Below are 20,163 nucleotides of genomic sequence, written 5' to 3'. Positions count from 1 at the left end.
GGAGTGAGAGAAGAGCCGGGTCGAAGCAACTCTCACTTCTCACTCCTCTCCACTCACTCCTGCTCAGAACGGCTTGGCGAGCACCAGCCAGATCACAGCCAGCAGCAGCAGCACCGGCAGTTCGTTGAGCCAGCGCAGGGCCTTCGATGACGGCAGCGCCGCGCCCTTCGCGTTGTTCTTGAGCATGCGGCCAGCCCAGATGAAATACGCCAGCAGCAGCGCCACCAGGGTCAGCTTGGCGTCGATCCAGTGCATGCCCGAGGCGACGTTCGGCAAGCTTTGCGGAAACACCCGCCAACCCTGCCACAGGGTCAGGCCGAACACGAAGGCGAGGCCGAACATGTTGTGGCCGAATTTGTACAGGCGTCGTCCCATCAGCTGCAATCGCGCCTGCACCACGGGTTCGCCGGCGCTTTCGGCCAGGTTCACCAGTATCCGCGGCAGATAGAACACCGTGGCCATCCAGGCGATCACGAACAGCAGGTGCAGCGACTTGATCAACAGATAGGTCATGACGGAAACGGATGGCCGCTGCGGCATGCAGCGAGGGGCATGATAACGCGGTCCCGCCGCTCAGGCCGATGCGGGTCCCATGCGTTCCAGCAGGGCCTGCAGCAACCGTTGCTGGATGCCTGCATCGAGCGGCTCGTCATGCCGGTCGGTGAGCTGGAAGAAGTCCTCGACGCGCTCGCCGAACGTGGCGATGCGGGCGTCGTGCACGCGCACCCCGGTGCTCGACATCACCTGGGCCACCGCGGCCAGCAGGCCGGGCCGATCGGTGCCGACCAGCGCCAGTTGGGTCCGGTCGCCGGCGGCGTGGAAGCTGATCCGCGGGGTCATCTGGAAATGCTTCTGATGGCGCGACATGCCGCGCTTGCTCGGCTGCACGCCCGCCGACTGCGCCAGTGCGCGCTGCAGCCGTTGCTGCAATTCCTGGGCGCGGGCCGCGCTGACCGGCTGCTGGCTGTCTGCATCGAGCAGTAGAAAGGTGTCCAGTGCCATGCCGGTCGACGAACTGAGGATGCGCGCCTCCATCACCGAGAAGCGCAGACGATCCAGCACGGCAGTCACCGTGGCGAACAGGCCATCCCGGTCGGGCGTGCAGACGAACAGCTCGGTGCTGCCGCGCACCGACAGTGGATGCACCGCCACCAGCGGCACCGCTCCATCGGCCTGCAGGATGGCAGCGGTCTGCCACGCGATCTGCTCCGGCCGGTGGCGCAGGAAACTGAGTTGCGGGAAGTCGGCCCACACGCGGATCACGTCGGCCTCGGCAAACCCCTGGTCCAGCAGCAGCGCCAGTGCATATTCGGAACAGTCGCGCACGCGCTGGCCGATATCGCGGGGCAACTGGACATCGCTGCGCAATGCATAGCGGGTCCCGGTGTAGAGGTCGGCCAACAGGCGGTCCTTCCAGCCGTTCCACAAGCGCGGACTGGTGCCGATGATGTCCGCCACGGTGAGCAGGTAGAGCTGCCCCAGTTGCTCGCGGTTGTCGACCACCTCGGCGAAACGGTGCACCACGTCCGGGTCGGTGATGTCCTGACGTTGCGCCGTGGTGCTCATCAGCAGATGGTGGCGCACCAGCCAGGCGACGCGCTCGACATCGGCGGGCGGCAGCCCCAGACGGCTGCAGAAGGCTCGCGCATCCTCCTCGCCCAGCAGCGAGTGATCGCCACCGCGCCCCTTCGCGATGTCGTGGAACAGGCCCGCCAGCAGCAGCACTTCTGGCGTGGGCAGGCTGGCCCATATCTCGCAGCCCAGTGCGAACTCGCGTTGCGCCGCCGGGTCGGCGAACCGCGCCAGGTTGCGCAGCACGCGCAAGGTATGTTCGTCGACCGTGTAGACATGGAACAGGTCGTACTGCATGCGCCCGAACACCTTGCCGAACGCGGGCAGGATCGCCGCCAGCAGGCCGTGCCGGTTCATCCGCCACAACGCCTCCACCGCCGGCGCGCCGCGACGCAGCAGTCGCAGGAAGGCGGCCAGCACCTCGCGATCGTCGGCCAGAGCATCGCCATGCACGGCGGTGGCCTGATGGATGCGGCGCATGGAATCGGCGGTGAAGCCGACCACCCCCGGCTGGTCCAGCCGGGCGATGAAGATCTCCACCAGCGCGGCCGGACGGCGCATGAACAGCTGCGGGTCGATCGCCGCCAGCCGCGTGCCGTAGCGCACGAACGCCTCGCCCACCGGCAAGGCCTCGCCGGGCGCCTCCAGCATTTCCTCGAACCGTTCGGCCACCTGCACGCCCAGCCGCTCCACCTGGCTGGCCGCGCGGTAGTAGCCCTGCATGAATTGCTCGACGCCCAGGTTCTTGGCGTGTTCGTCCTCGAAGCCCAGTCGTTCGGCCAGCGCCCGCTGGTAGTCGAACAGCAGCCGCTCCTCGGCGCGCCCGGCCTCCAGGTGCAGCGCATAGCGATAGCGGCGCAGGGTCGCCTCGGACTCCTCCAGCACCGACTGTTCCGCCGGGTCGAGCAGGCCCTCGGTGACCATGTCGGCGAGATCATTGGCGTGCGCCAGCCGTCGCCCCATCCAGCGCAGCGAATCGAGCGTGCGCAGGCCGCCGGGGCCGTCCTTCAGATTCGGCTCGAGGTTGTAGGCGGTGTCGTCGTAACGCGCATGGCGCGCGTTGCGTTCGGCCAGCCGCGCGGCCAGGTACTCGCGTGGCGGCCACAGCGCCGGATCATCGACGATCGCGCGCAAAACGCCCTCCATTTCCGGATCTCCCGCCAGCCGACGCGCATCCAGCAGGCTGGTGAACACGCTGGCGTCCCGGGCCGCGAGCGCGCGGCACTGGGCCGGATCACGCACGGCATGACCGACCTTCAGGCCGATGTCCCACAAGGTGGCGAAGCACTGTTCGAGGGCCCGCAGGCGCGCCGGCTCCGGTGCCTCCGCCAGGGCCAGCAAGTCCACGTCGGAGCAGGGGAACAGCAGGCCGCGGCCGAAACCGCCGACCGCGAACAATGCGGTGCCAGCGACCTCGCCCAGGCAGGCCATCCACACGTGGGCGACGACACGCGCCACCGACTCGCCGCGACGACGTGCCAGCACGCTGGCATCGGCGCCGTCGCGGAACGCGGTGGCCAGCGCCCGATCGACATCACCCAGCAACTGCCGCAGCGCACGCCTTGCCTCGGTGGAGACACCCGAACGGGGCACCGCCACCGGCAGGCGCGGCAAAGGGGGAAGCGCTGAATTCATGGGAGCGGGAAACGAGTGGAGAGGAGTGAGAGAAAACAGTCTGCCATGTCTCCATGGCATTCGGCGCCAGCGCCGCGCGCCTGACTCCCGCTCACTCCTCGGCACTCGCTACCGCTTCACGCATCCGGCCACGCCGTGAGGATCTCGAAGCCGTCGTCGGTTACCGCGATGGTGTGCTCCCACTGCGCCGACAGCGAGTGGTCCTTGGTCACGACGGTCCAGCCATCGGGCAACTGGCGGGTCTGCGGCTTGCCGGCGTTGATCATCGGCTCGATCGTGAAGGTCATGCCCTTCTTCAGTTCGATGCCGGTACCCGGCTTGCCGTAGTGCAGCACCTGCGGCTCGTCGTGGTAGATCTTGCCGATGCCGTGGCCGCAATACTCCTTCACGACGCTGAAACCGGCCGCCTCGGCATGCTGCTGGATCGCATGGCCGACGTCGCCCAGCGTGGCGCCCGGGCGCACCGCCTCGATCCCGCGCATCATCGCCTCGAAGGTGGTGTCGACCAGCCGCCTGGCCAGCACCGACGGGGTGCCGGCGATGTACATGCGACTGGTATCGCCGTGCCAGCCATCCTTGATCACGGTAACGTCGAGGTTGACGATGTCGCCATCCTTGAGCACCTTGCCCTCGTTCGGGATGCCGTGGCAGATCACGTGGTTGACCGAGGCGCACAGGGTCTTGGGGAAGCCGTGGTAGCCGACATTGGCGGGGATCGCCTTCTGCACGTTGACGATGTGCTCGTAGGCACGCCGGTCCAGCTCTTCGGTGGTGACGCCGGGTTTGACGTAGTCCTTGAGCATCGCCAGCACTTCAGCGGCCAGCTTGCCGGCGACGCGCATGCCTTCGAGGTCTTGCGGGGATTTCAGGGTAATGGCCATCGGTTCCACTCATGTGGCGGCAAAAGCCAAATAAATCCAGCGACTTGCCGCACTGCCGGCGTACCGGCTACAATTTCGGAGTTTTGCAGGCCCCACAGCTCGATATCTGCAGTGGCCAGCGCAAAGCGAACGGGAATTGTAACCCTCCGCGGTACAACACCCAAACCAACGCCACACACGCATCGGCACCGCCTTCGGGGTGCCGCGCCTTGCCCACCATCAAGATCGGGCCAGTCGCGGTCGAAGCCGGGGATGCGTGGAGGTCCCAACCCCCAGGTTCCTTCTCGAGGGAACCGACAATCGGAGCGACACCCCATGGCACAAGTCACCATGCGTCAGATGCTGGAAGCCGGCGTCCATTTCGGTCACCAGACCCGTTACTGGAACCCCAAGATGGCTCCGTACATCTTCGGCGCCCGCGGCAAGATCCACATCATCAATCTCGAAAAGACCCTGCCGCTGTTCACCGACGCGATGAACTTCCTGTCGGGCCTGGCGCAGAAGCGCGGCACCATCCTGTTCGTCGGCACCAAGCGTTCGGCCCGCGAGCCGTTGGCCGAGGAAGCCGCACGCGCCGGCATGCCGTTCGTCACCTCGCGCTGGCTCGGCGGCATGCTGACCAACTTCCGCACCGTGAAGCAGTCCGTTTCGCGCCTGAAGGAGCTGGAAGCGGCCGAGACCGACGGTTCGTTCGACAAGCTGGTCAAGCACGAAGTGCTGGCCCGTCGCCGTGAGCGCGACAAGCTGCAGGCTTCGCTGGGCGGCATCAAGGACATGAACCGCCTGCCCGACGCGCTGTTCGTGATCGACATCGGCCACGAAGACATCGCCGTGCAGGAAGCCAAGAAGCTGGGCATCCCGGTGATCGCCGTGGTCGACACCAACTACAACCCGGAACTGGTCGACTACGCCATCCCGGGCAACGACGACGCGATCCGCGCGATCCAGCTGTACGCCCGCGCCGCTGCCGACTCGATCCTGGAAGGCAAGGCCGCCGCGCCGGCCGCCGCCCAGGGCGACGGCAACGACTTCGTCGAGCTGGACGAGGAAGGCAACCCGGTCGCCAAGATCGACCGCCCGCGTCGCGAAGCCGCCCCGCGCAAGTCCGCCCCGCGCCGCGAAGGCGGTCGTGATGGTGGCCGTGACGGCGGTCGTGGTTCGCGCAACGACGCCAGGTAAGCGCGCCGACGGCGGTCACCGACCGCCGTCAGGCCCTGCCCGAGATCACCGCGCGGCGGCGCCGTTCGCCACCGCGCCATCCAAGCATTAGAGGATTGACGATGAGCAATATTTCCGCACAACTGGTCAAGGAGCTGCGCGAGCGGTCCGGCGCCGGCATGATGGAATGCAAGAAGGCCCTGGTCGAGAACAACGCCGACATCGAAACCGCGATGGAATGGCTGCGCAAGTCCGGCCTGGCCAAGGCTGACAAGAAGGCCAGCCGCATCGCTGCCGAAGGTCGCATCGTGGCCGCCCAGAGCGCCGGCAAGGCCGTGCTGGTCGAGATCAACTGCGAAACCGATTTCGTGGGCAAGGACGCGAGCTTCCTGAAGTTCAGCGACACCGTCGCCGACGTCGCGCTGAACTCCGGCGCCGCCGACATCGACGCACTGAAGGCTGCTCCCTTCCCGGGTGCCAGCAACGTCGAGGAAGCCGCCAAGAGCCTGATCGCCACCATCGGCGAAAAGATCGACGTGCGCCGCATGGCGGTCGTCAAGAATGACGGCGTGATCGGCAGCTACACCCACGGCGGCCGCATCGGCGTGCTGGTGGCGCTCAAGGGTGGCTCCGAGGAGCTGGCCAAGGGCATCGCGATGCATGTCGCCGCGATGAACCCGGCGCACATCCGCGCCGAGGACGTCCCGGCGGAATTCCTGGCCAAGGAAAAGGACATCGCGCTGAGCCTGATGTCCGACAAGGAAAAGGCCAAGCCGGCCGACATCCTGGAGAAGATCATCTCCGGCAAGGTGCAGAAGATCGTCTCCGAAGTGACCCTGCTGGGCCAGCCCTATGTGCTGGACACCAACGTCACCGTGGCTGAAGCGCTGAAGAAGGAAGGCGCCGACGTCATCTCGGTGGCTCGCCTGGCGGTTGGCGAAGGCATCGAGAAGGTGCAGGAAGACTACCTGGCCGAAGTGGCCAAGGCGATGCAGGGCTGAACCCCCCGCAAGTCGTTGCACGACGAAAAGGCCGCGAGCAATCGCGGCCTTTTCCATTTCCTGCCACCTGAACCCGGGGCCCCGCTTCCCGATTCGCGGAAAATTTCGCGGATGGCCACGGCGAACGCCCCGACCATGGGCAGCTGCCGCTACAATAAGCCGGTTTACCCCACACAATCCGGAGCCCCCATGAGCGACCAGCCCAAGTACCGCCGCATCCTGCTCAAGCTCTCCGGTGAAGCCCTGATGGGCGATGCCGACTACGGCATCGATCCCAAGGTGATCGGCCGGCTGGCCGATGAAATCATCGAGGTACAGAAGACCGGCGTGCAGATCGGCATCGTGATCGGCGGCGGCAACATCTTCCGCGGCGCCGGCCTCGCTGCCGCCGGCATGGACCGGGTCACCGGCGACCACATGGGCATGCTGGCCACCGTGATGAATGCGCTGGCCATGCAGGACGCGATCGAGAAGCGCGGTGGCTACGCGCGAGTCACCAGCGCGATCCAGATCCACGACGTGGCCGAGGATTACATCCGCCGCCGCGCCATCCGCCACATCGAGAAGGGCCGCATCGTGCTGTTCGCCGCCGGCACCGGCAATCCGTTCTTCACCACCGATTCGGCCGCCGCCCTGCGCGCGGTGGAGATCGGCGCGGACCTGCTGCTGAAGGCGACCAAGGTCGATGGCGTGTACACCGCCGACCCGGCGAAGCATGCCGACGCGACCCGTTATGACCGGCTCGGCTACGACGACGTGATCGAGCGCAAGCTGGCGGTGATGGACACCGCCGCGATCGCCCTGTGCCGCGACCAGCAGATGCCGCTGCGCATCTACGACATGACCGTGGCCGGCAACCTGATGCGGATCATGCGCGGCGAGTCGATCGGCACCCTGGTCGACGGCGGCTGAGAGGCCCGCATCGGACCGCGATTTCCTCACAGGCACCGACCGCGCCGCAACAAGCCGCCACGGCGGCCACTGCTATAATCACGCGTTGCACGATTCACCGGGAAGCACGACATGCTCAATGACATCAAGAACGATGCGCAGACCCGCATGGGCAAGAGCATCGACTCGCTCAGGCACGACCTCACCCGCATCCGCACCGGCCGCGCCAGCACCTCGCTGGTGGACGGCATCAAGGTGTCCTACTACGGCTCGGACATGCCGCTGGCGCAGGTCGCCTCGGTCTCGCTGTCGGACGCGCGGACGATCCTGATCACGCCATGGGAAAAGAACATGGTGGCGCCGATCGAGAAGGCCCTGATGGCTTCGGACCTGGGCATCACGCCGACCACCGCCGGCACCGTGATCCGCCTCAACATGCCCGCACTGACCGAAGAGCGCCGCCGCGAGCTGGCCAAGCTGGTCGGCCACGAGGGCGAGAACGCCAAGATCGCGATCCGCAACGTCCGCCGCGACGCCCTGCAGCAGGTCAAGGACCTGCTCAAGGAAAAGCTGATCACCGAGGACGAGGACCGCCGCGTCGACGACGAGATCCAGAAGCTCACCGATCGCGCGGTGAAGGACGTCGATGTCGTGGTCAAGGCCAAGGAAGAGGAGCTGATGGCGCTCTGAGCGTCATCGCCCCCATCATGCCCGGCGCGGACGTCGCCCAGGTGCCGCGCCACGTCGCCATCGTGATGGATGGCAACGGGCGCTGGGCGAAGGCGCGGCATCGCCCCCGCAGCTTCGGCCACAACGCCGGCCGCAAGGCCGTGCGCGAAGTGATCGAGGCCTGCCTGCGCGAAGGCGTGCAGGCGCTGACCCTGTTCGCGTTCTCCAGCGAAAACTGGCAACGCCCGCAGGAAGAAGTGGGCGCGCTGATGGGGCTGTTCGTGCGGGCGCTGGACAAGGAAGTGGACGAACTGCACGGCCACGGCGTGCGGCTGCGCTTCATCGGCAATCTCGACGCCTTCGAGGCGAACCTGCGCGAGCGGATGCAGGCGGCGATGGCGCGCACCGCCGGCAACGACCGGCTGCAGGTGAACATTGCGGTGAGCTACGGCGGCCGCTGGGACATCGTGCAGGCCAGCCGCCAGGCCGCCGCCGCGGTGGCTCGCGGCGAATTGCGCGCCGAAGAGATCGACGAAGCCCGTCTTGGCCAGTGGATGAGCCTGGCCGAACTGCCGCCGCTGGACCTGTTCATCCGCACCGGCGGCGAATGCCGCATCAGCAACTTCCTGCTGTGGCAGGTCGCCTACGCCGAGCTGTACTTTACCGATACCTTGTGGCCCGATTTCGACCAGGCTTGCCTGCGCCGGGCCATCGAAGACTATGCCCGCCGGGAGCGCCGTTTTGGCCGTACCGGCGAGCAGGTCACCCCAGTTTCCTAGAGGATTCCCATGCTGCTTCAGCGCATTCTCACCGCCCTGGTGCTCGCGCCGCTGGCGATCCTGATCATCCTGCTGCCGACCACCGGCATCTTCGGTGCGATCGTCGCGCTGGCCTTCCTCGCCGCCTGGTGGGAATGGGCCCAGCTGAGCGGACTGAAGAACCGTTCGGCGCGCATCGTGCTGCTGCTCGCGGCCGCCGGCGTCTTCATCCTGCTCTGGCTTGCCCGGGGCAGCGCATGGACGCCGTGGCTGCTGGCCGTCGGCGTGGCCTGGTGGGTGGTGGCCTGCCTGTGGCTGCGCCATTTCGCGTTTGGCGCCGCGCCCACGCGCGAGAACCTGATCTTGAAGCTGATCGCCGGCGCCTTCGTGATCTTTCCCACCTGGGTCGCACTCACCAGCATCCACGGCCGCCTGCCGCACGGTCACTGGTGGACCCTGCTGGCCCTGGTGATCGTGTGGGCCTCGGACATCGGGGCGTATTTCAGCGGCCGCACCTTCGGCAAGCGCAAGCTGGCGCCGCAGATCAGTCCCGGCAAGACCTGGGCCGGTGCGTACGGCGCGATGGTGGCCGGCGTGCTGGTCGCCGATGTAGGGGGCTGGCTGCTCGGCGTGCGCGGGGGCGCGCTGCTGGCGCTGGCGCTGCTGGCCGCTGCCACGGTGGCGATATCGATCGTGGGCGACCTGCTGGAAAGCCTGATGAAGCGGCACGCCCAGGTGAAGGATTCGGGCAGCATCTTTCCCGGCCACGGCGGCCTGATGGACCGACTGGACAGCGTGTTCGCCGCGCTGCCGGTGTTCGCCGCCGGCCTGCTGCTGCTGGACATCTGACATGCACGACATTGCCGTACTGGGCGCCACCGGCTCGATCGGCGGCAGCACGCTCGACGTGATCGCCCGTCATCCCGGGCGCTTTCGCGCCACGGTGCTGACGGCGCACCGCCAGGTCGAAGCCCTGGTCGACTTGTGCGCGAAACACCGGCCCGAACTGGCGGTGATCGCCGATCCGGCGCTGGAAGGGGAACTGGCCCGTCGCCTGACCGCCGCGGGGGTGCGTTGCGAGGTGGCGAGCGGCCATGCCGCGCTGACCGCGGCCGCCTCCGGCCAGCTGTGCGACACCGTGGTGGCCGCCATCGTGGGCGCTGCAGGGCTGGAGTCCACGCTGGCCGCCGCGCGCGCGGGCAAGCGCCTGCTGCTGGCCAACAAGGAATCCATCGTGATGGCCGGCCCGCTGCTGCTGGAGGCCGTCGCCACCGGCAAGGGCGCGCTGATTCCCGTCGATTCCGAACACAACGCGATCTTCCAGTGCCTGCCCGGCGGCCGACCCGAGCTGGCTCGAAGCGGCGTGCGCCGGCTGGTCCTGACCGCCTCGGGCGGCCCGTTCCGCGGCCGCACCCGGGCCGAACTGGCCGGCATCACGCCGGACCAGGCCTGCAAGCACCCGAACTGGGTGATGGGGCGCAAGATCTCGGTCGACTCGGCCACCCTGATGAACAAGGGCCTGGAAGTCATCGAAGCCCACCACCTGTTCGCCGCGCCGGCCGAGGTCATCGAGGTGGTGGTGCACCCGCAGAGCCTGATCCACTCGATGGTGGAGTATGTCGACGGCTCGGTGCTGGCCCAGCTGGGCAATCCGGACATGCGCACCGCGATCGCCCATGCCCTGGCCTGGCCGGAGCGGATCGAATCCGGCGTGCCGTCGCTGGACCTGGCCCGCTGCGCCCCACTGCAGTTCGAGCCGCCGGACCTGACCACCTTCCGCTGCCTGGCGCTGGCCTTCCAGGCCTTGCGTGCCGGCGGCGACGCCCCGGCCATCCTTAACGCGGCCAACGAGGTCGCCGTGGAAGCCTTCCTCGGCGGCGCGCTGCCGTTCCTGTCGATCGCCGACGTGGTCGAGGCGGTACTTGCGGAACTGCCGGCGCAAGCCGTGGTCGATGTTGGAACGCTTTGTGAACGCGACCGCATGGCGCGGGAGGCCGCCCGGCGCGTCCTGCGCGATGCTTGCTGATATTCTTGCTCCGATGACTTTCTGCCCCGGTACTTGATGACTTCCTTCTTCGGCTCGGTGTTCTGGTTGCTGGTCACGCTCGGCGTGCTGGTGACCTTCCATGAGTTTGGCCATTACTGGGTCGCGCGCCGCTGTGGGGTCAAGGTGCTGCGCTTCTCGGTCGGCTTCGGCAACGCGATCTGGAAACGCATCGGGCGCGACGGCACCGAATACCAGATCGCCGCGATTCCGCTGGGCGGTTACGTCAAGATGCTGGACGCCCGCGAGGGCGAGGTCGACCCCGCGTTGCAGTCGCAGGAGTTCACCGGCAAGTCGGTGTGGAAGCGCATCGCCATCATCGCCGCGGGCCCGGGCTTCAACCTGATCTTCACCGTCGCCGCGTTCTGGCTGATGTTCATGCTGGGCCGGCCCGATGCCGCCCCGCTGGTCACCGCCACGCCGCAGAGCATCGCGGCCAGGGCCGGCATCCAGCCCGGCGACCGCATTCTCCGCGTCGATGGTGAAGAGGTCGGCACCTACACCGATGCGATGGACGGCGTGGTCAACGCCTTGCTGGGGCGTTCGCCGCTGCCGCTGACCGTTCGAGGCACCAATGGTCGCCAGCGCGAACTGGTGCTGCCACTGGATGAGCTTCCCCCCGGCGAAGGCGTGGCCAGCTATCTGGATCAACTGGGACTGAAGCTGGCCTCGTCCCCGGCCATCGCCGACCACGTCCTGCCCGGCAAGCCGGCATCGCTGGGCGGCATGCAGGACGGCGACCGGATCGTCTCGATCAACGGCCAGCCGGTGAACGACTACGCCACCTTCCAGAAGCTGGTGCCGATCGAGGCAGCGAAATCGGCGCACCTGAAGCTGGCGATCGAGCGGGGCGGCAAGCCGCTGGAGCTGGCGGTCGACGCGCGGCACGAGTCGATCGAAGGCCAGCCGGTCACCTGGATCATCGGCGTCAACGGCCCCGGCCCCGAACAGGTCACCTTGCGTTACGGGCCACTCAAGGCATTTTCCGCCTCGCTCGACGCCACCTGGCGCAATACCGCGCAGACCTTCAACCTGATCGGCAAGATGATCAGCGGCCAGGCTTCGACCAACAATCTGTCCGGCGTCATCGGCATCGCCTCGGTGGCGAACCAGTCCGCCAGCATGGGCCTGCCCTGGTTCCTCAACTTTCTGGCGCTGGTTTCGCTGAGCCTGGCGATCCTCAACCTGCTGCCGATCCCGGTCCTGGATGGCGGGCACCTGCTGTATTATCTTGTGGAGTTGGTCAAGGGCAGTCCGGTCAGCGAACAGACGATGGTGATCGGCCAGTACATCGGCATCGCCCTGCTGTTCACCCTGATGGGACTGGCTTTCTACAACGACATCCATCGCATGCTGCCGTCGTGATGCCGACGCACGGCGACAACGGGATCACGATGTCAGGCCTGACTGCGCCAGCCGCGGCAAGCTGCAGCGGTGTTTCAGGTTGCACCCTGTCTCGGCAGGGCGCGTTTCTTTTTCGGGAAGGGGTTCGTCCCTGCCCCATGCTCTTGATCGGGGCGGCCGCGCTGGCCGCTTCATCGAAATAACCAACGGAATCGACGATGAAGCGTATCGCCGCGCTGATCCTGCTTGCCTCCCTCTCCGCCAATGCGTTCGCGTTCGACCCCTTCGTGGTGTCGGACATCCGCATTGACGGCCTCAGCCGCATTTCCGCCGGTACCGTCTACAACTACCTGCCGATCAACAAGGGCGACCAGCTGACCAACGACGGGGTACAACGCGCCATCCGCGCGCTGTACCAGACCAAGTTCTTCAGCGATGTCGAGATGGATCGCGAAGGCAGCATCCTGGTGATCAAGGTGGTCGAGCGCCCCTCGATCGCCAAGCTGACCCTGCGCGGCAACAAGGACATCAAGACCGACGACCTCAAGAAGGGCCTGAAGGAAATCGGCCTCACCGAGGGCGAGACCTTCGACCGGCTGGCGCTGGACAACGTGCAGCAGGAGCTGATCCGGCAGTATTACAACCGCGGCAAGTACAACGTTTCGGTCGAGCCCCACGTGACCCGGCTGGATCGCAACCGCGTCGCCGTCGAGATCGAGATCCGCGAAGGCAAGGCCGCAAAGATCAAGGAACTGAACATCCTCGGCAACCACGCCTTCAGCGACAAGGAAATCCGCGACGGTTTCGAATCGGACACCAGCAACTGGATGTCCTGGTATTCGAAGGACGACCAGTACTCGCGCGAAAAATTGTCCGGCGACCTCGAGAAGCTGCAGTCCTACTACATGGATCGCGGCTACGCCGACTTCGGCGTCGACTCCACCCAGGTGGCGATCGCGCCGGACAAGCGTTCGATGTACATCGACGCCAGCATCAAGGAAGGCGAGATCTACAAGGTCAGCGACGTGAAGCTGCTGGGCGACCTGATCCTGCCTGAAAAGACCATGCGCCAGCTGGTTTTCACCAAGGCGGGCGACACCTTCAATCGCGGCGCGATCGAAGCCAGCAGCAAGGCGATCAAGGCCGTGCTGGCCAATATCGGCTACGCCTATGCCAAGGTCACGCCGATTCCCAAGCTGGACAAGGAAAAGCGCACGGTCGACCTGACCATGTACATCGAGCCCGGCCAGCGCGTCTACGTGCGCCGGGTGATCTTCCAGGGCAACACGCGCACCGAGGACGGCGTGCTGCGCCGCGAGCTGCGCCAGCTGGAGGGTTCCTGGTATTCGCAGGCCGCCATCGACCGTTCCAAGGTCCGCCTGCAGCGGCTGGGCTACTTCAAGACGGTCGACATCGACAAGTCCCGCGTGCCGGGTACCCAGGACAAGGTGGACGTCACCGTCAAGGTGGAGGAGCAGTCGGCCGGCAGCATGCAGTTCGGCATCGGCTACTCGCAGTATTCGGGCATCATCCTGAATGCCTCGGTGTCGCAGAACAACCTGTTCGGCACCGGTGACAGCTTCTCGATCAGCGGCGAGCGCAGCACGTACTACACGCGCCTGGGGATGAACTACTACAACCCCTACCTCACCGACAGCGGCATCGGCATCGGCTACAGCGCCTCGTACTCGAAGACCGACTACGGCAACACCGACTTCGCCAACTACGCCACCAGTGCGAAGAGCTTCTCTTCCTACCTCGGCATCCCGATCAGCGAAACCGACGGCTTGCGCGTGGGCCTGGGCATCAGCAGCAACAAGGTCAACCTGTACCCGGGCTACAGCCCGCTGGTGCTGATCGACTACCAGAACGAGATCGGCAACAAGACGATCCACACCTGGACCGGCACGCTGGGCTGGAACCACGACACCCGCAACGGCTACTGGGCGCCGACCCGCGGCGGCCTGATCTCGGCCTCGACCGACGTCGCCCTGCCCGGCTCGACCGTGCAGTACTGGAAGCTCAGCACCGAACTCAACCACTACTGGCCGATCGGCAAGGGCTTCGTGCTGTACCTGGATGGCCAGGTCGGCTACGGCAAGACTTACGGCAAGAACGGCCTCAGCGACGATGCCTACGATGCATTGGCCGCGGCCAGCAAGGCCGACAATGTCAACCAGAACCACATCATCACCGACATGCGCCAGGATCTTCCGTTCTGGCAGAACTACTACGCCGGTGGCGTGCGCGACGTACGCGGTTTCCAGGACAACACCCTGGGTCCGCGCGTGTGCATCGATGGCAGCACGCCCGATGCCAAGGGCATGTGCAACAACGGCGCCTACTACTCCCAGCCGATCGGCGGCGCGTTCAAGGTTCTGGGCACGGCCCAGGTCTTCCTGCCGCTGCCGTTCCTGAAGGACGTCAACACCGCGCGCGTGTCCTGGTTCATGGACGTCGGCAACGTGTTCAAGGACTACAAGAGCTTCGATGCCTCCGAACTGCGCGCGTCGACCGGCATCTCGCTGCAGTGGCAGGCGCCGATCGGCCCGCTGATCATCAGCCTGGCCGTGCCGTTCCGCTCCAAGGACGCCGATCGCCATTACGAGGAACGCATCCAGTTCACCTTCGGCAGCCAGTTCTGATTCCATCCCCAGGCGAACCGGAAAGCGCGGCCCTGCCGCGCTTTCTTTTGCCGGATGGTTCGACTGCACGCCGCGCCGCCACCCTCTACAATGGCCGGCAGGTTCCGGAGCAAGCATGAGCACAATCCATTACACGGTGGCTGGGCTGGCCGAGCGGTTCGGCCTGGTCGCAAGCGGCGATGGCGCGCGGGTGATCGACGGTGTCGGCACCCTGGCGGGCGCCGGCCCCAGTCAGCTCAGCTTCCTGTCCAACAGCAAGTACAGCAGCCAGCTGGCGGCCACCCGCGCCGGCGTGGTGGTGCTGCGCGAAGCGGACCTCGCCACGTGCCCGACAGCGGCGCTGGTCGCCTCCGACCCCTACGTGGCCTACGCGAAACTTGCCGCCCTGTTCGAACGGATGCCTGCCGCCGCAGCGGGCATCCACCCCAGTGCCGTGGTGGCCGACAGCGCGCAGGTCGATCCCGGCGCCAGCGTCGGACCGGGCTGCGTGATCGGCGAGCGCGCGGTGATCGCGGAGGGAGTGGTACTCGGTCCGCACTGCATCGTCGGCGAGGACTGCACGGTCGGCGCGCATTCGCGGCTGGTCGCCCGGGTCACCCTGGTGACCCGGGTCACGCTGGGCCAGCGCGTGCTGGTGCACCCCGGTGCGGTGATCGGCTCGGACGGCTTCGGCCTGGCCTTCGAGCGGGACCACTGGATCAAGCTGCCCCAGCTCGGCGGCGTGCGCGTCGGCGACGACTGCGAGATCGGCGCCAACACCACGATCGACCGCGGCGCGCTGGACGACACCGTGCTGGAAGAAGACGTGCGGCTGGACAACCAGATCCAGATCGCCCACAACGTGCATGTCGGCGCGCACACTGCGATGGCCGGCTGCGCGGCGGTCGCCGGCAGTGCGAGGATCGGCCGTTACTGCATGATCGGCGGCAACGCCGGCGTGCTCGGCCATCTGGAACTGGCCGACCGGGTTACCATTACCGCCAAGAGCCTGGTCACGCATTCGATCCGCGAACCTGGCGAATATTCATCGGGCGTGCCCCTGCAGGACAACCGCCAGTGGCGGAAGAACGCGGCACGCTTCAAACATCTGGACGAGTACGCGCGTCGCCTGTCGACGCTGGAGAAGGACAGCGACAATGAGTGAAAACAGCGACTTCATGACCCTGCCGATCGATGTGGAGCAGATCCGGGAACTGCTGCCCCACCGCTACCCGTTCCTGCTGGTGGACCGCGTGATCGAGATCGTGCCCGAGGTCAGCGTGGTCGCGATCAAGAACGTGACCATCAACGAGCCGTTCTTCCAGGGCCATTTCCCCAGCCATCCGGTGATGCCCGGCGTGCTGATCATCGAGGCGATGGCGCAGGCCGCCGGTCTGCTGACCCAGGTCAGCCGCCACATGAAGGGCGACAAGGTCAGCCCGCTGTTCTATCTGGTCAAGGTCGACAACGCGCGCTTCAGCGCCCCGGTGGTTCCCGGCGACCAGTTGCGCATGGAAGTCAGCCTGAAGCGGCTGATGCGCGGCATGGGCATTTTCGAGGCTCGCTCCCTGGTCGATGGCAAGGAGGTGGCCAGTTGCGAACTGATGTGCGCCGCGAGGTCGGGCAAATGATCCATCCCACCGCATTGATCGACCCCTCCGCCATCATCGGCGCCAACGTCAGCATCGGCGCGTACAGCGTGATCGGTGCCGAGGTGGAGATCGGCGAAGGCACCGTGATCGGGCCGCATGTGGTGATCGAGGGGCCGACCCGGATCGGCCGCGACAACCGGATCAACCAGTTCGCCTCGCTGGGCGGCGATCCGCAGGACAAGAAATGGCAGGGCGAACGCACCGAACTGGTGATCGGCGACCGCAACCTGATCCGCGAATTCACCACCATCAACCGCGGCACCGGTGACGGTGGCGCGATCACCCGACTCGGCAACGACAACTGGGTGCTGGCCTACGTGCACATCGCGCACGACTGCCAGATCGGCAACAACGTGGTGTTCTCCAACTACTCGGCGCTGGCCGGGCACGTCAGCATCGGCGACTGGACGATCCTGTCCGGCTACTCCGGCGTGCACCAGTTCTGCAAGGTCGGCGCGCATGCCTTCATCGGCATGGGCTGCCTGGTCGGCCACGACGTGCCGCCGTTCGTGATGATGGCCAACGAGCAGCACGGCCGGCCGCGGGGCATCAACAGCGAAGGCCTGAAGCGCCGTGGTTTCGACGCGCCGCGGATCGCCGCGATCAAGCGTGCCTACCGCACCCTGTACATGGCCGGCCTGTCGCTGCCCGAAGCCCGCGAAAAGCTGGCCGAGCAGGCCCGCGAAAGCGACGACGTGCGCGCCATGCTGGAGTTCCTCGACCACAGCGAGCGCGCGCTCGCGCGCTGACACTTGCGCTGCGCGGGAATCGGGAATGGAGAATCGGGAATGGTTACAAGCCAAAGCAGCCACCAGCATTCTTCGCCTGCGTTCGTGCTGACGCCATGACTTCCACGAAGCAGCCGGAATCCGCGGCGCCCCCGATTCCCGATTCCCGATTCCCCATTCCCGGCTCTCAAACCATCGCCATCATTGCCGGCGAAGACTCCGGCGACCAGCTCGGCGCCGACCTGATCGCCGCCTTGCGCCGACGCTATCCGCAGGCGCGTTTCGTGGGCATCGGTGGCGCGCGCATGCAGCGCGAAGGCTTCGAGTCCTGGTACGACATCCACGAGCTGTCGCTGTTCGGTTTCAGTGAAGTCATCCTCCACCTGCCCCGGCTGCTGCGCCTGCGCAAGGCGCTGGTCGCGCGCCTGCTCGAGCTGAAGCCCGACGTGGTGGTCGGCATCGACGCGCCGGATTTCAACCTCGGCGTCGAACAGCGCCTGAAACAGGCCGCCCTGCTGACCGTGCATTACGTCAGCCCCTCGGTCTGGGCGTGGCGCGAAAAGCGTGCCGAGAAGATCGGCCGCAGCGCCCATCGGGTGCTCTGCCTGTTCCCGATGGAACCGGCGATCTACGCGAAGCACGGCATCGATGCGCGCTTCGTCGGTCACCCGCTGGCCGACCGTTTCGCCCTGGTGTCCGACCGCGTGGGCGCGCGCGACGTGCTGCAGTTGCCGCAAGCTGCGCCCGTGCTCGCCGTGCTGCCCGGCAGCCGGCTTTCCGAATTGAGCCGGCTGGGCCAGCCGTTCATCGAGGCCGCCAGTCGCGTCGCCGCGGCCGTCCCGGGCCTGCGCGTGGTCATTCCCGCGGCCAATGCCCGGGTCCGCGCGAAGCTCGACGCGCTGCTCGCCCGCGTCCCCCAGGGTGAATCCCGCCCGCTGCTGCTCGACGGCCATGCGCACGAGGCGATGCTGGCGGCCGACGTGGTGCTGCTGGCGTCGGGCACCGCCACGCTCGAGGCGATGCTGGCCAAGCGGCCGATGGTGGTGGGCTATCGCGTGGCGCCGATGAGCTATCGCATCGCCCGCGCGCTGAAGATGCTGAAGACCGACATCTACTCGCTGCCGAACATCCTCGCACGCGCCAGCGGCATCGATATCGGTGGCGGCCTGCTGGTGCCGGAACTGATGCAGGACGACTGCACCGCGGAGAAGCTCGCTGCCGCCACCCTGTCGCTGTTCAAGGACAGCGAACGGCGTGGCGCGGTGGTCGCCGCCTTCGAGCAATTGCACCAGGCGCTGCGTGGCGGACTGGACGATCAGGCCGGCGATCGCGCCGCGGCAGCCATCGCCGAACTGATCGATGCACGGAATCCCGGCCATGGCTGAGCGTTCCGCGAGTACCTGCGCCCCACCTCAATCCTCTCCCTCAGGGGGGAGGAGGCAAACGCAAGAAGAAGCGCGGAACCCGATGGAGGCGAGCCTGTTCGTGGCCGGCGTGGACGAAGCGGGACGTGGCCCGCTGGCCGGCCCGCTGGCCGTCGCCGCGGTGATCCTCGACCCGTCCCGCCCGATCGCCGGTCTGGACGATTCGAAGAAGCTCAGCGAGGCGAAACGCGAGGCGCTCTACCCCCTGATCATCGAGCGCGCGCGGGCCTGGTGCGTGGTGCTGATCGAACCGGACGAGATCGACCGCCTGAACATCTTCCAGGCCACCATGACCGGCATGAGCCGCGCCGTTGCCGGCCTCGCACCGGGTGCGCACGAAGCCCTGGTCGACGGCAACCGGCTGCCGAAGGACCTGCCCTGCCCCGGCCGGGCGATCGTCGGCGGCGATGCGCTGGAACCGGCCATCAGCGCCGCCTCGATCCTGGCCAAGGTCAGCCGCGACCGCCTGATGGTGGCCATGGAAAACCTCCATCCCGGCTACGGCTTCGCCGCGCACAAGGGTTATCCCACCCCGGCGCACCTGGCCGCGCTGCAGATGCTCGGTCCCTGCGCCCAGCACCGCCGCAGCTTCGCCCCGGTGCGGCTGCTGCTGGATCAGGCAAGGCTGTTCTGACCGACCGGGGCGCTTGTTCCCGTTCCAGCCACGATCGCGCATCCCGATGAGATTGATCCGCATAGGCCATCGGTCTATGCAACTTTCCCCCGCGCGCGCGCATCATTACCTCCAAGGAAACCCGCACAGCACGGATGCGCCCGTTGCACCGGCCCGTACTGACCTGCCGGCCCGCTCGCCAGCGAACTCGCACGCGTTCCCAGGGAACGCAGGAGTCACGCCATGATGCATCCGCAAAGCCACCCGACCACCCCGTCGCCATCGACCGCGGCGTCCGCATGGAACCCGCTTCCCGACACGACCGAGCGCATCGACGAACCCCCGCTGTCGCACGCCGACTACAACCTGCAGCCGCTGCGGGTACAGGCTCTCGATCATTACGTGGACACCGCCGGCGAGGACGAGCGCTTCTTCATCCGCTGAGCCGGAAGGCCGTCCCGATCAGGCCACGCGGCCCGACTTCCTCGCTCCGCGGCATGTTGCTACGCTGGCGCGTGCCCAGGGGGAAATGGAAGAGATGCGCCGAATCGCGATCATGCTGCCAGGCCTGCTGCTTGGCCTGCTGCTTTGCTGCCATGCCGTGGCCGGCGACAGGCCGCGGCTCCAGCCGGGCGACACGCCGCCGGATACGCTGGGCACCACGCAGCGAGGCCAGGAGGTGACCGTCTCCTCGCTGCACGGCAAGGTCGTGGTGATCAGTTTCTGGGCCACCTGGTGCGGCTACTGCATGGAAGAGATTCCCGTGCTGGCCAAGCTGCAGTTGCTGGCGACCCGGCGCGGCCTGCCGCTGCAGGTGGTGGCGGTCAATCACCGCGAAGACCGCGACACCTTCGTGCGAACCTCGCGCGTACTGCGCAGGAGCCTGCCCGAACTGCTGGTCACCTGGGACCGTGACGGCGCGATCGGCAAGCCCTACGGCGTCAGCGGCATTCCGGTGATGGTGATGCTGCGTCGCGACGGCAGCATCGCCCACGTCCATGTCGGCTACGGTGCCGACATGCTGGACACGCTGGTCGGCGAGATCAACGCCCTGCTGCTCGAACAGCCTGCCGCGACGGCGGCCGTCGCCAGGCCTTGAGTTGATCGGGCCTTGAGCCGATCGGGCGGGGCGCCAGCGCGCTTCGCGCAAACCGCGCGGAAGTCAATCT

Annotated in this window: 19 protein-coding genes; 16 read left to right on the top strand and 3 right to left on the bottom strand. The window is 66.8% G+C overall.

Annotation, left to right across the window (positions count from 1 at the left end; translation table 11 throughout):
* Positions 1-63: 63 nt before the first annotated feature.
* The 3 genes from UU7_RS00875 to map all read right to left on the bottom strand — a co-directional run bounded on the left by UU7_RS00875 (position 64) and on the right by map (position 4,088).
* Positions 64-513 (bottom strand): CopD family protein, encoded by a 450-nt coding sequence (locus tag UU7_RS00875; protein WP_007804477.1) that lies wholly within the window; start codon positions 511-513, stop codon positions 64-66.
* Positions 514-573: 60 nt separating this feature from the next.
* On the bottom strand, positions 574-3,207 hold the full coding sequence (gene glnD / locus UU7_RS00870) for a [protein-PII] uridylyltransferase (RefSeq protein ID WP_040672644.1): 2,634 nt from the start codon (positions 3,205-3,207) through the stop codon (positions 574-576).
* A gap of 116 nt (positions 3,208-3,323) precedes the next feature.
* Entirely contained in the window at positions 3,324-4,088 is a 765-nt protein-coding gene (gene map, locus UU7_RS00865) for a type I methionyl aminopeptidase (RefSeq protein ID WP_007804473.1), read from the bottom strand.
* Between the two features lie 315 nt (positions 4,089-4,403).
* On the opposite strand from map, the gene rpsB reads away from it, so the two are divergent.
* The 16 genes from rpsB (at position 4,404) to UU7_RS00785 (ending at position 20,093) form a co-directional block, all read left to right on the top strand.
* Positions 4,404-5,267: a 30S ribosomal protein S2 gene (gene rpsB, locus UU7_RS00860; protein WP_007804471.1), complete on the top strand. Its 864-nt coding sequence runs from the start codon at positions 4,404-4,406 to the stop codon at positions 5,265-5,267.
* Between the two features lie 101 nt (positions 5,268-5,368).
* Positions 5,369-6,247 (top strand): translation elongation factor Ts, encoded by an 879-nt coding sequence (gene tsf / locus UU7_RS00855; protein WP_007804469.1) that lies wholly within the window; start codon positions 5,369-5,371, stop codon positions 6,245-6,247.
* A 189-nt stretch (positions 6,248-6,436) separates the two neighbouring features.
* The gene (gene pyrH / locus UU7_RS00850) at positions 6,437-7,159 is read left to right on the top strand and encodes a UMP kinase (protein WP_007804467.1); all 723 of its coding nucleotides are present in this window, start codon (positions 6,437-6,439) and stop codon (positions 7,157-7,159) included.
* A gap of 111 nt (positions 7,160-7,270) precedes the next feature.
* Positions 7,271-7,828 (top strand): ribosome recycling factor, encoded by a 558-nt coding sequence (gene frr, locus UU7_RS00845; RefSeq protein WP_007804466.1) that lies wholly within the window; start codon positions 7,271-7,273, stop codon positions 7,826-7,828.
* A 17-nt stretch (positions 7,829-7,845) separates the two neighbouring features.
* On the top strand, positions 7,846-8,586 hold the full coding sequence (gene uppS, locus UU7_RS00840; protein ID WP_007804464.1) for a polyprenyl diphosphate synthase: 741 nt from the start codon (positions 7,846-7,848) through the stop codon (positions 8,584-8,586).
* A 9-nt stretch (positions 8,587-8,595) separates the two neighbouring features.
* The gene (locus UU7_RS00835) at positions 8,596-9,414 is read left to right on the top strand and encodes a phosphatidate cytidylyltransferase (protein WP_007804462.1); all 819 of its coding nucleotides are present in this window, start codon (positions 8,596-8,598) and stop codon (positions 9,412-9,414) included.
* A gap of 1 nt (position 9,415) precedes the next feature.
* Positions 9,416-10,591 (top strand): 1-deoxy-D-xylulose-5-phosphate reductoisomerase, encoded by a 1,176-nt coding sequence (locus UU7_RS00830; protein ID WP_007804460.1) that lies wholly within the window; start codon positions 9,416-9,418, stop codon positions 10,589-10,591.
* 36 nt (positions 10,592-10,627) lie between these two features.
* Positions 10,628-11,974: an RIP metalloprotease RseP gene (rseP, locus tag UU7_RS00825; protein WP_007804458.1), complete on the top strand. Its 1,347-nt coding sequence runs from the start codon at positions 10,628-10,630 to the stop codon at positions 11,972-11,974.
* A gap of 197 nt (positions 11,975-12,171) precedes the next feature.
* Positions 12,172-14,598, top strand: a complete 2,427-nt coding sequence (gene bamA, locus UU7_RS00820) for an outer membrane protein assembly factor BamA (RefSeq protein WP_007804456.1) — start codon at positions 12,172-12,174, stop codon at positions 14,596-14,598.
* A 115-nt stretch (positions 14,599-14,713) separates the two neighbouring features.
* On the top strand, positions 14,714-15,742 hold the full coding sequence (gene lpxD, locus UU7_RS00815) for a UDP-3-O-(3-hydroxymyristoyl)glucosamine N-acyltransferase (protein WP_007804454.1): 1,029 nt from the start codon (positions 14,714-14,716) through the stop codon (positions 15,740-15,742).
* Positions 15,735-16,208 carry a 3-hydroxyacyl-ACP dehydratase FabZ gene (fabZ, locus tag UU7_RS00810; protein ID WP_007804453.1) on the top strand — a complete coding sequence of 158 codons (474 nt, stop codon included), beginning with the start codon at positions 15,735-15,737 and terminating at the stop codon, positions 16,206-16,208. The genes lpxD and fabZ overlap by 8 nt, the downstream gene beginning before the upstream one ends.
* Positions 16,205-16,978 (top strand): acyl-ACP--UDP-N-acetylglucosamine O-acyltransferase, encoded by a 774-nt coding sequence (lpxA, locus tag UU7_RS00805; protein ID WP_007804451.1) that lies wholly within the window; start codon positions 16,205-16,207, stop codon positions 16,976-16,978. The genes fabZ and lpxA overlap by 4 nt, the downstream gene beginning before the upstream one ends.
* 95 nt (positions 16,979-17,073) lie before the next feature.
* Complete coding sequence (gene lpxB / locus UU7_RS00800; RefSeq protein ID WP_007804449.1) at positions 17,074-18,342, top strand: lipid-A-disaccharide synthase; 1,269 nt, start codon at positions 17,074-17,076, stop codon at positions 18,340-18,342.
* 82 nt (positions 18,343-18,424) lie between these two features.
* Positions 18,425-19,015: a ribonuclease HII gene (gene rnhB, locus UU7_RS00795; protein ID WP_007804447.1), complete on the top strand. Its 591-nt coding sequence runs from the start codon at positions 18,425-18,427 to the stop codon at positions 19,013-19,015.
* Between the two features lie 222 nt (positions 19,016-19,237).
* Positions 19,238-19,438: a hypothetical protein gene (locus UU7_RS00790; protein ID WP_007804445.1), complete on the top strand. Its 201-nt coding sequence runs from the start codon at positions 19,238-19,240 to the stop codon at positions 19,436-19,438.
* A 94-nt stretch (positions 19,439-19,532) separates the two neighbouring features.
* Positions 19,533-20,093 (top strand): TlpA disulfide reductase family protein, encoded by a 561-nt coding sequence (locus tag UU7_RS00785; RefSeq protein WP_007804443.1) that lies wholly within the window; start codon positions 19,533-19,535, stop codon positions 20,091-20,093.
* Positions 20,094-20,163 lie beyond the last annotated feature (70 nt).

This window comes from Rhodanobacter spathiphylli B39, from assembly GCF_000264295.1.
In the GTDB taxonomy this organism is placed as follows: domain Bacteria; phylum Pseudomonadota; class Gammaproteobacteria; order Xanthomonadales; family Rhodanobacteraceae; genus Rhodanobacter; species Rhodanobacter spathiphylli.
Note: the sequence above shows the minus strand (reverse complement) of the source record. Positions and strands in the feature narration are given on the sequence as shown.

Excerpts from the sequence above, each read along its gene's own strand:
- UU7_RS00875 (WP_007804477.1), bottom strand. The coding sequence starts at position 513 with ATGACCTATCTGTTGATCAAGTCGCTGCACCTGCTGTTCGTGATCGCC.
- glnD (WP_040672644.1), bottom strand. The coding sequence starts at position 3,207 with ATGAATTCAGCGCTTCCCCCTTTGCCGCGCCTGCCGGTGGCGGTGCCC.
- map (WP_007804473.1), bottom strand. The coding sequence starts at position 4,088 with ATGGCCATTACCCTGAAATCCCCGCAAGACCTCGAAGGCATGCGCGTC.
- rpsB (WP_007804471.1), top strand. The coding sequence starts at position 4,404 with ATGGCACAAGTCACCATGCGTCAGATGCTGGAAGCCGGCGTCCATTTC.
- tsf (WP_007804469.1), top strand. The coding sequence starts at position 5,369 with ATGAGCAATATTTCCGCACAACTGGTCAAGGAGCTGCGCGAGCGGTCC.
- pyrH (WP_007804467.1), top strand. The coding sequence starts at position 6,437 with ATGAGCGACCAGCCCAAGTACCGCCGCATCCTGCTCAAGCTCTCCGGT.
- frr (WP_007804466.1), top strand. The coding sequence starts at position 7,271 with ATGCTCAATGACATCAAGAACGATGCGCAGACCCGCATGGGCAAGAGC.
- uppS (WP_007804464.1), top strand. The coding sequence starts at position 7,846 with ATGCCCGGCGCGGACGTCGCCCAGGTGCCGCGCCACGTCGCCATCGTG.
- UU7_RS00835 (WP_007804462.1), top strand. The coding sequence starts at position 8,596 with ATGCTGCTTCAGCGCATTCTCACCGCCCTGGTGCTCGCGCCGCTGGCG.
- UU7_RS00830 (WP_007804460.1), top strand. The coding sequence starts at position 9,416 with ATGCACGACATTGCCGTACTGGGCGCCACCGGCTCGATCGGCGGCAGC.
- rseP (WP_007804458.1), top strand. The coding sequence starts at position 10,628 with ATGACTTCCTTCTTCGGCTCGGTGTTCTGGTTGCTGGTCACGCTCGGC.
- bamA (WP_007804456.1), top strand. The coding sequence starts at position 12,172 with ATGAAGCGTATCGCCGCGCTGATCCTGCTTGCCTCCCTCTCCGCCAAT.
- lpxD (WP_007804454.1), top strand. The coding sequence starts at position 14,714 with ATGAGCACAATCCATTACACGGTGGCTGGGCTGGCCGAGCGGTTCGGC.
- fabZ (WP_007804453.1), top strand. The coding sequence starts at position 15,735 with ATGAGTGAAAACAGCGACTTCATGACCCTGCCGATCGATGTGGAGCAG.
- lpxA (WP_007804451.1), top strand. The coding sequence starts at position 16,205 with ATGATCCATCCCACCGCATTGATCGACCCCTCCGCCATCATCGGCGCC.
- lpxB (WP_007804449.1), top strand. The coding sequence starts at position 17,074 with ATGACTTCCACGAAGCAGCCGGAATCCGCGGCGCCCCCGATTCCCGAT.
- rnhB (WP_007804447.1), top strand. The coding sequence starts at position 18,425 with ATGGAGGCGAGCCTGTTCGTGGCCGGCGTGGACGAAGCGGGACGTGGC.
- UU7_RS00790 (WP_007804445.1), top strand. The coding sequence starts at position 19,238 with ATGATGCATCCGCAAAGCCACCCGACCACCCCGTCGCCATCGACCGCG.
- UU7_RS00785 (WP_007804443.1), top strand. The coding sequence starts at position 19,533 with ATGCGCCGAATCGCGATCATGCTGCCAGGCCTGCTGCTTGGCCTGCTG.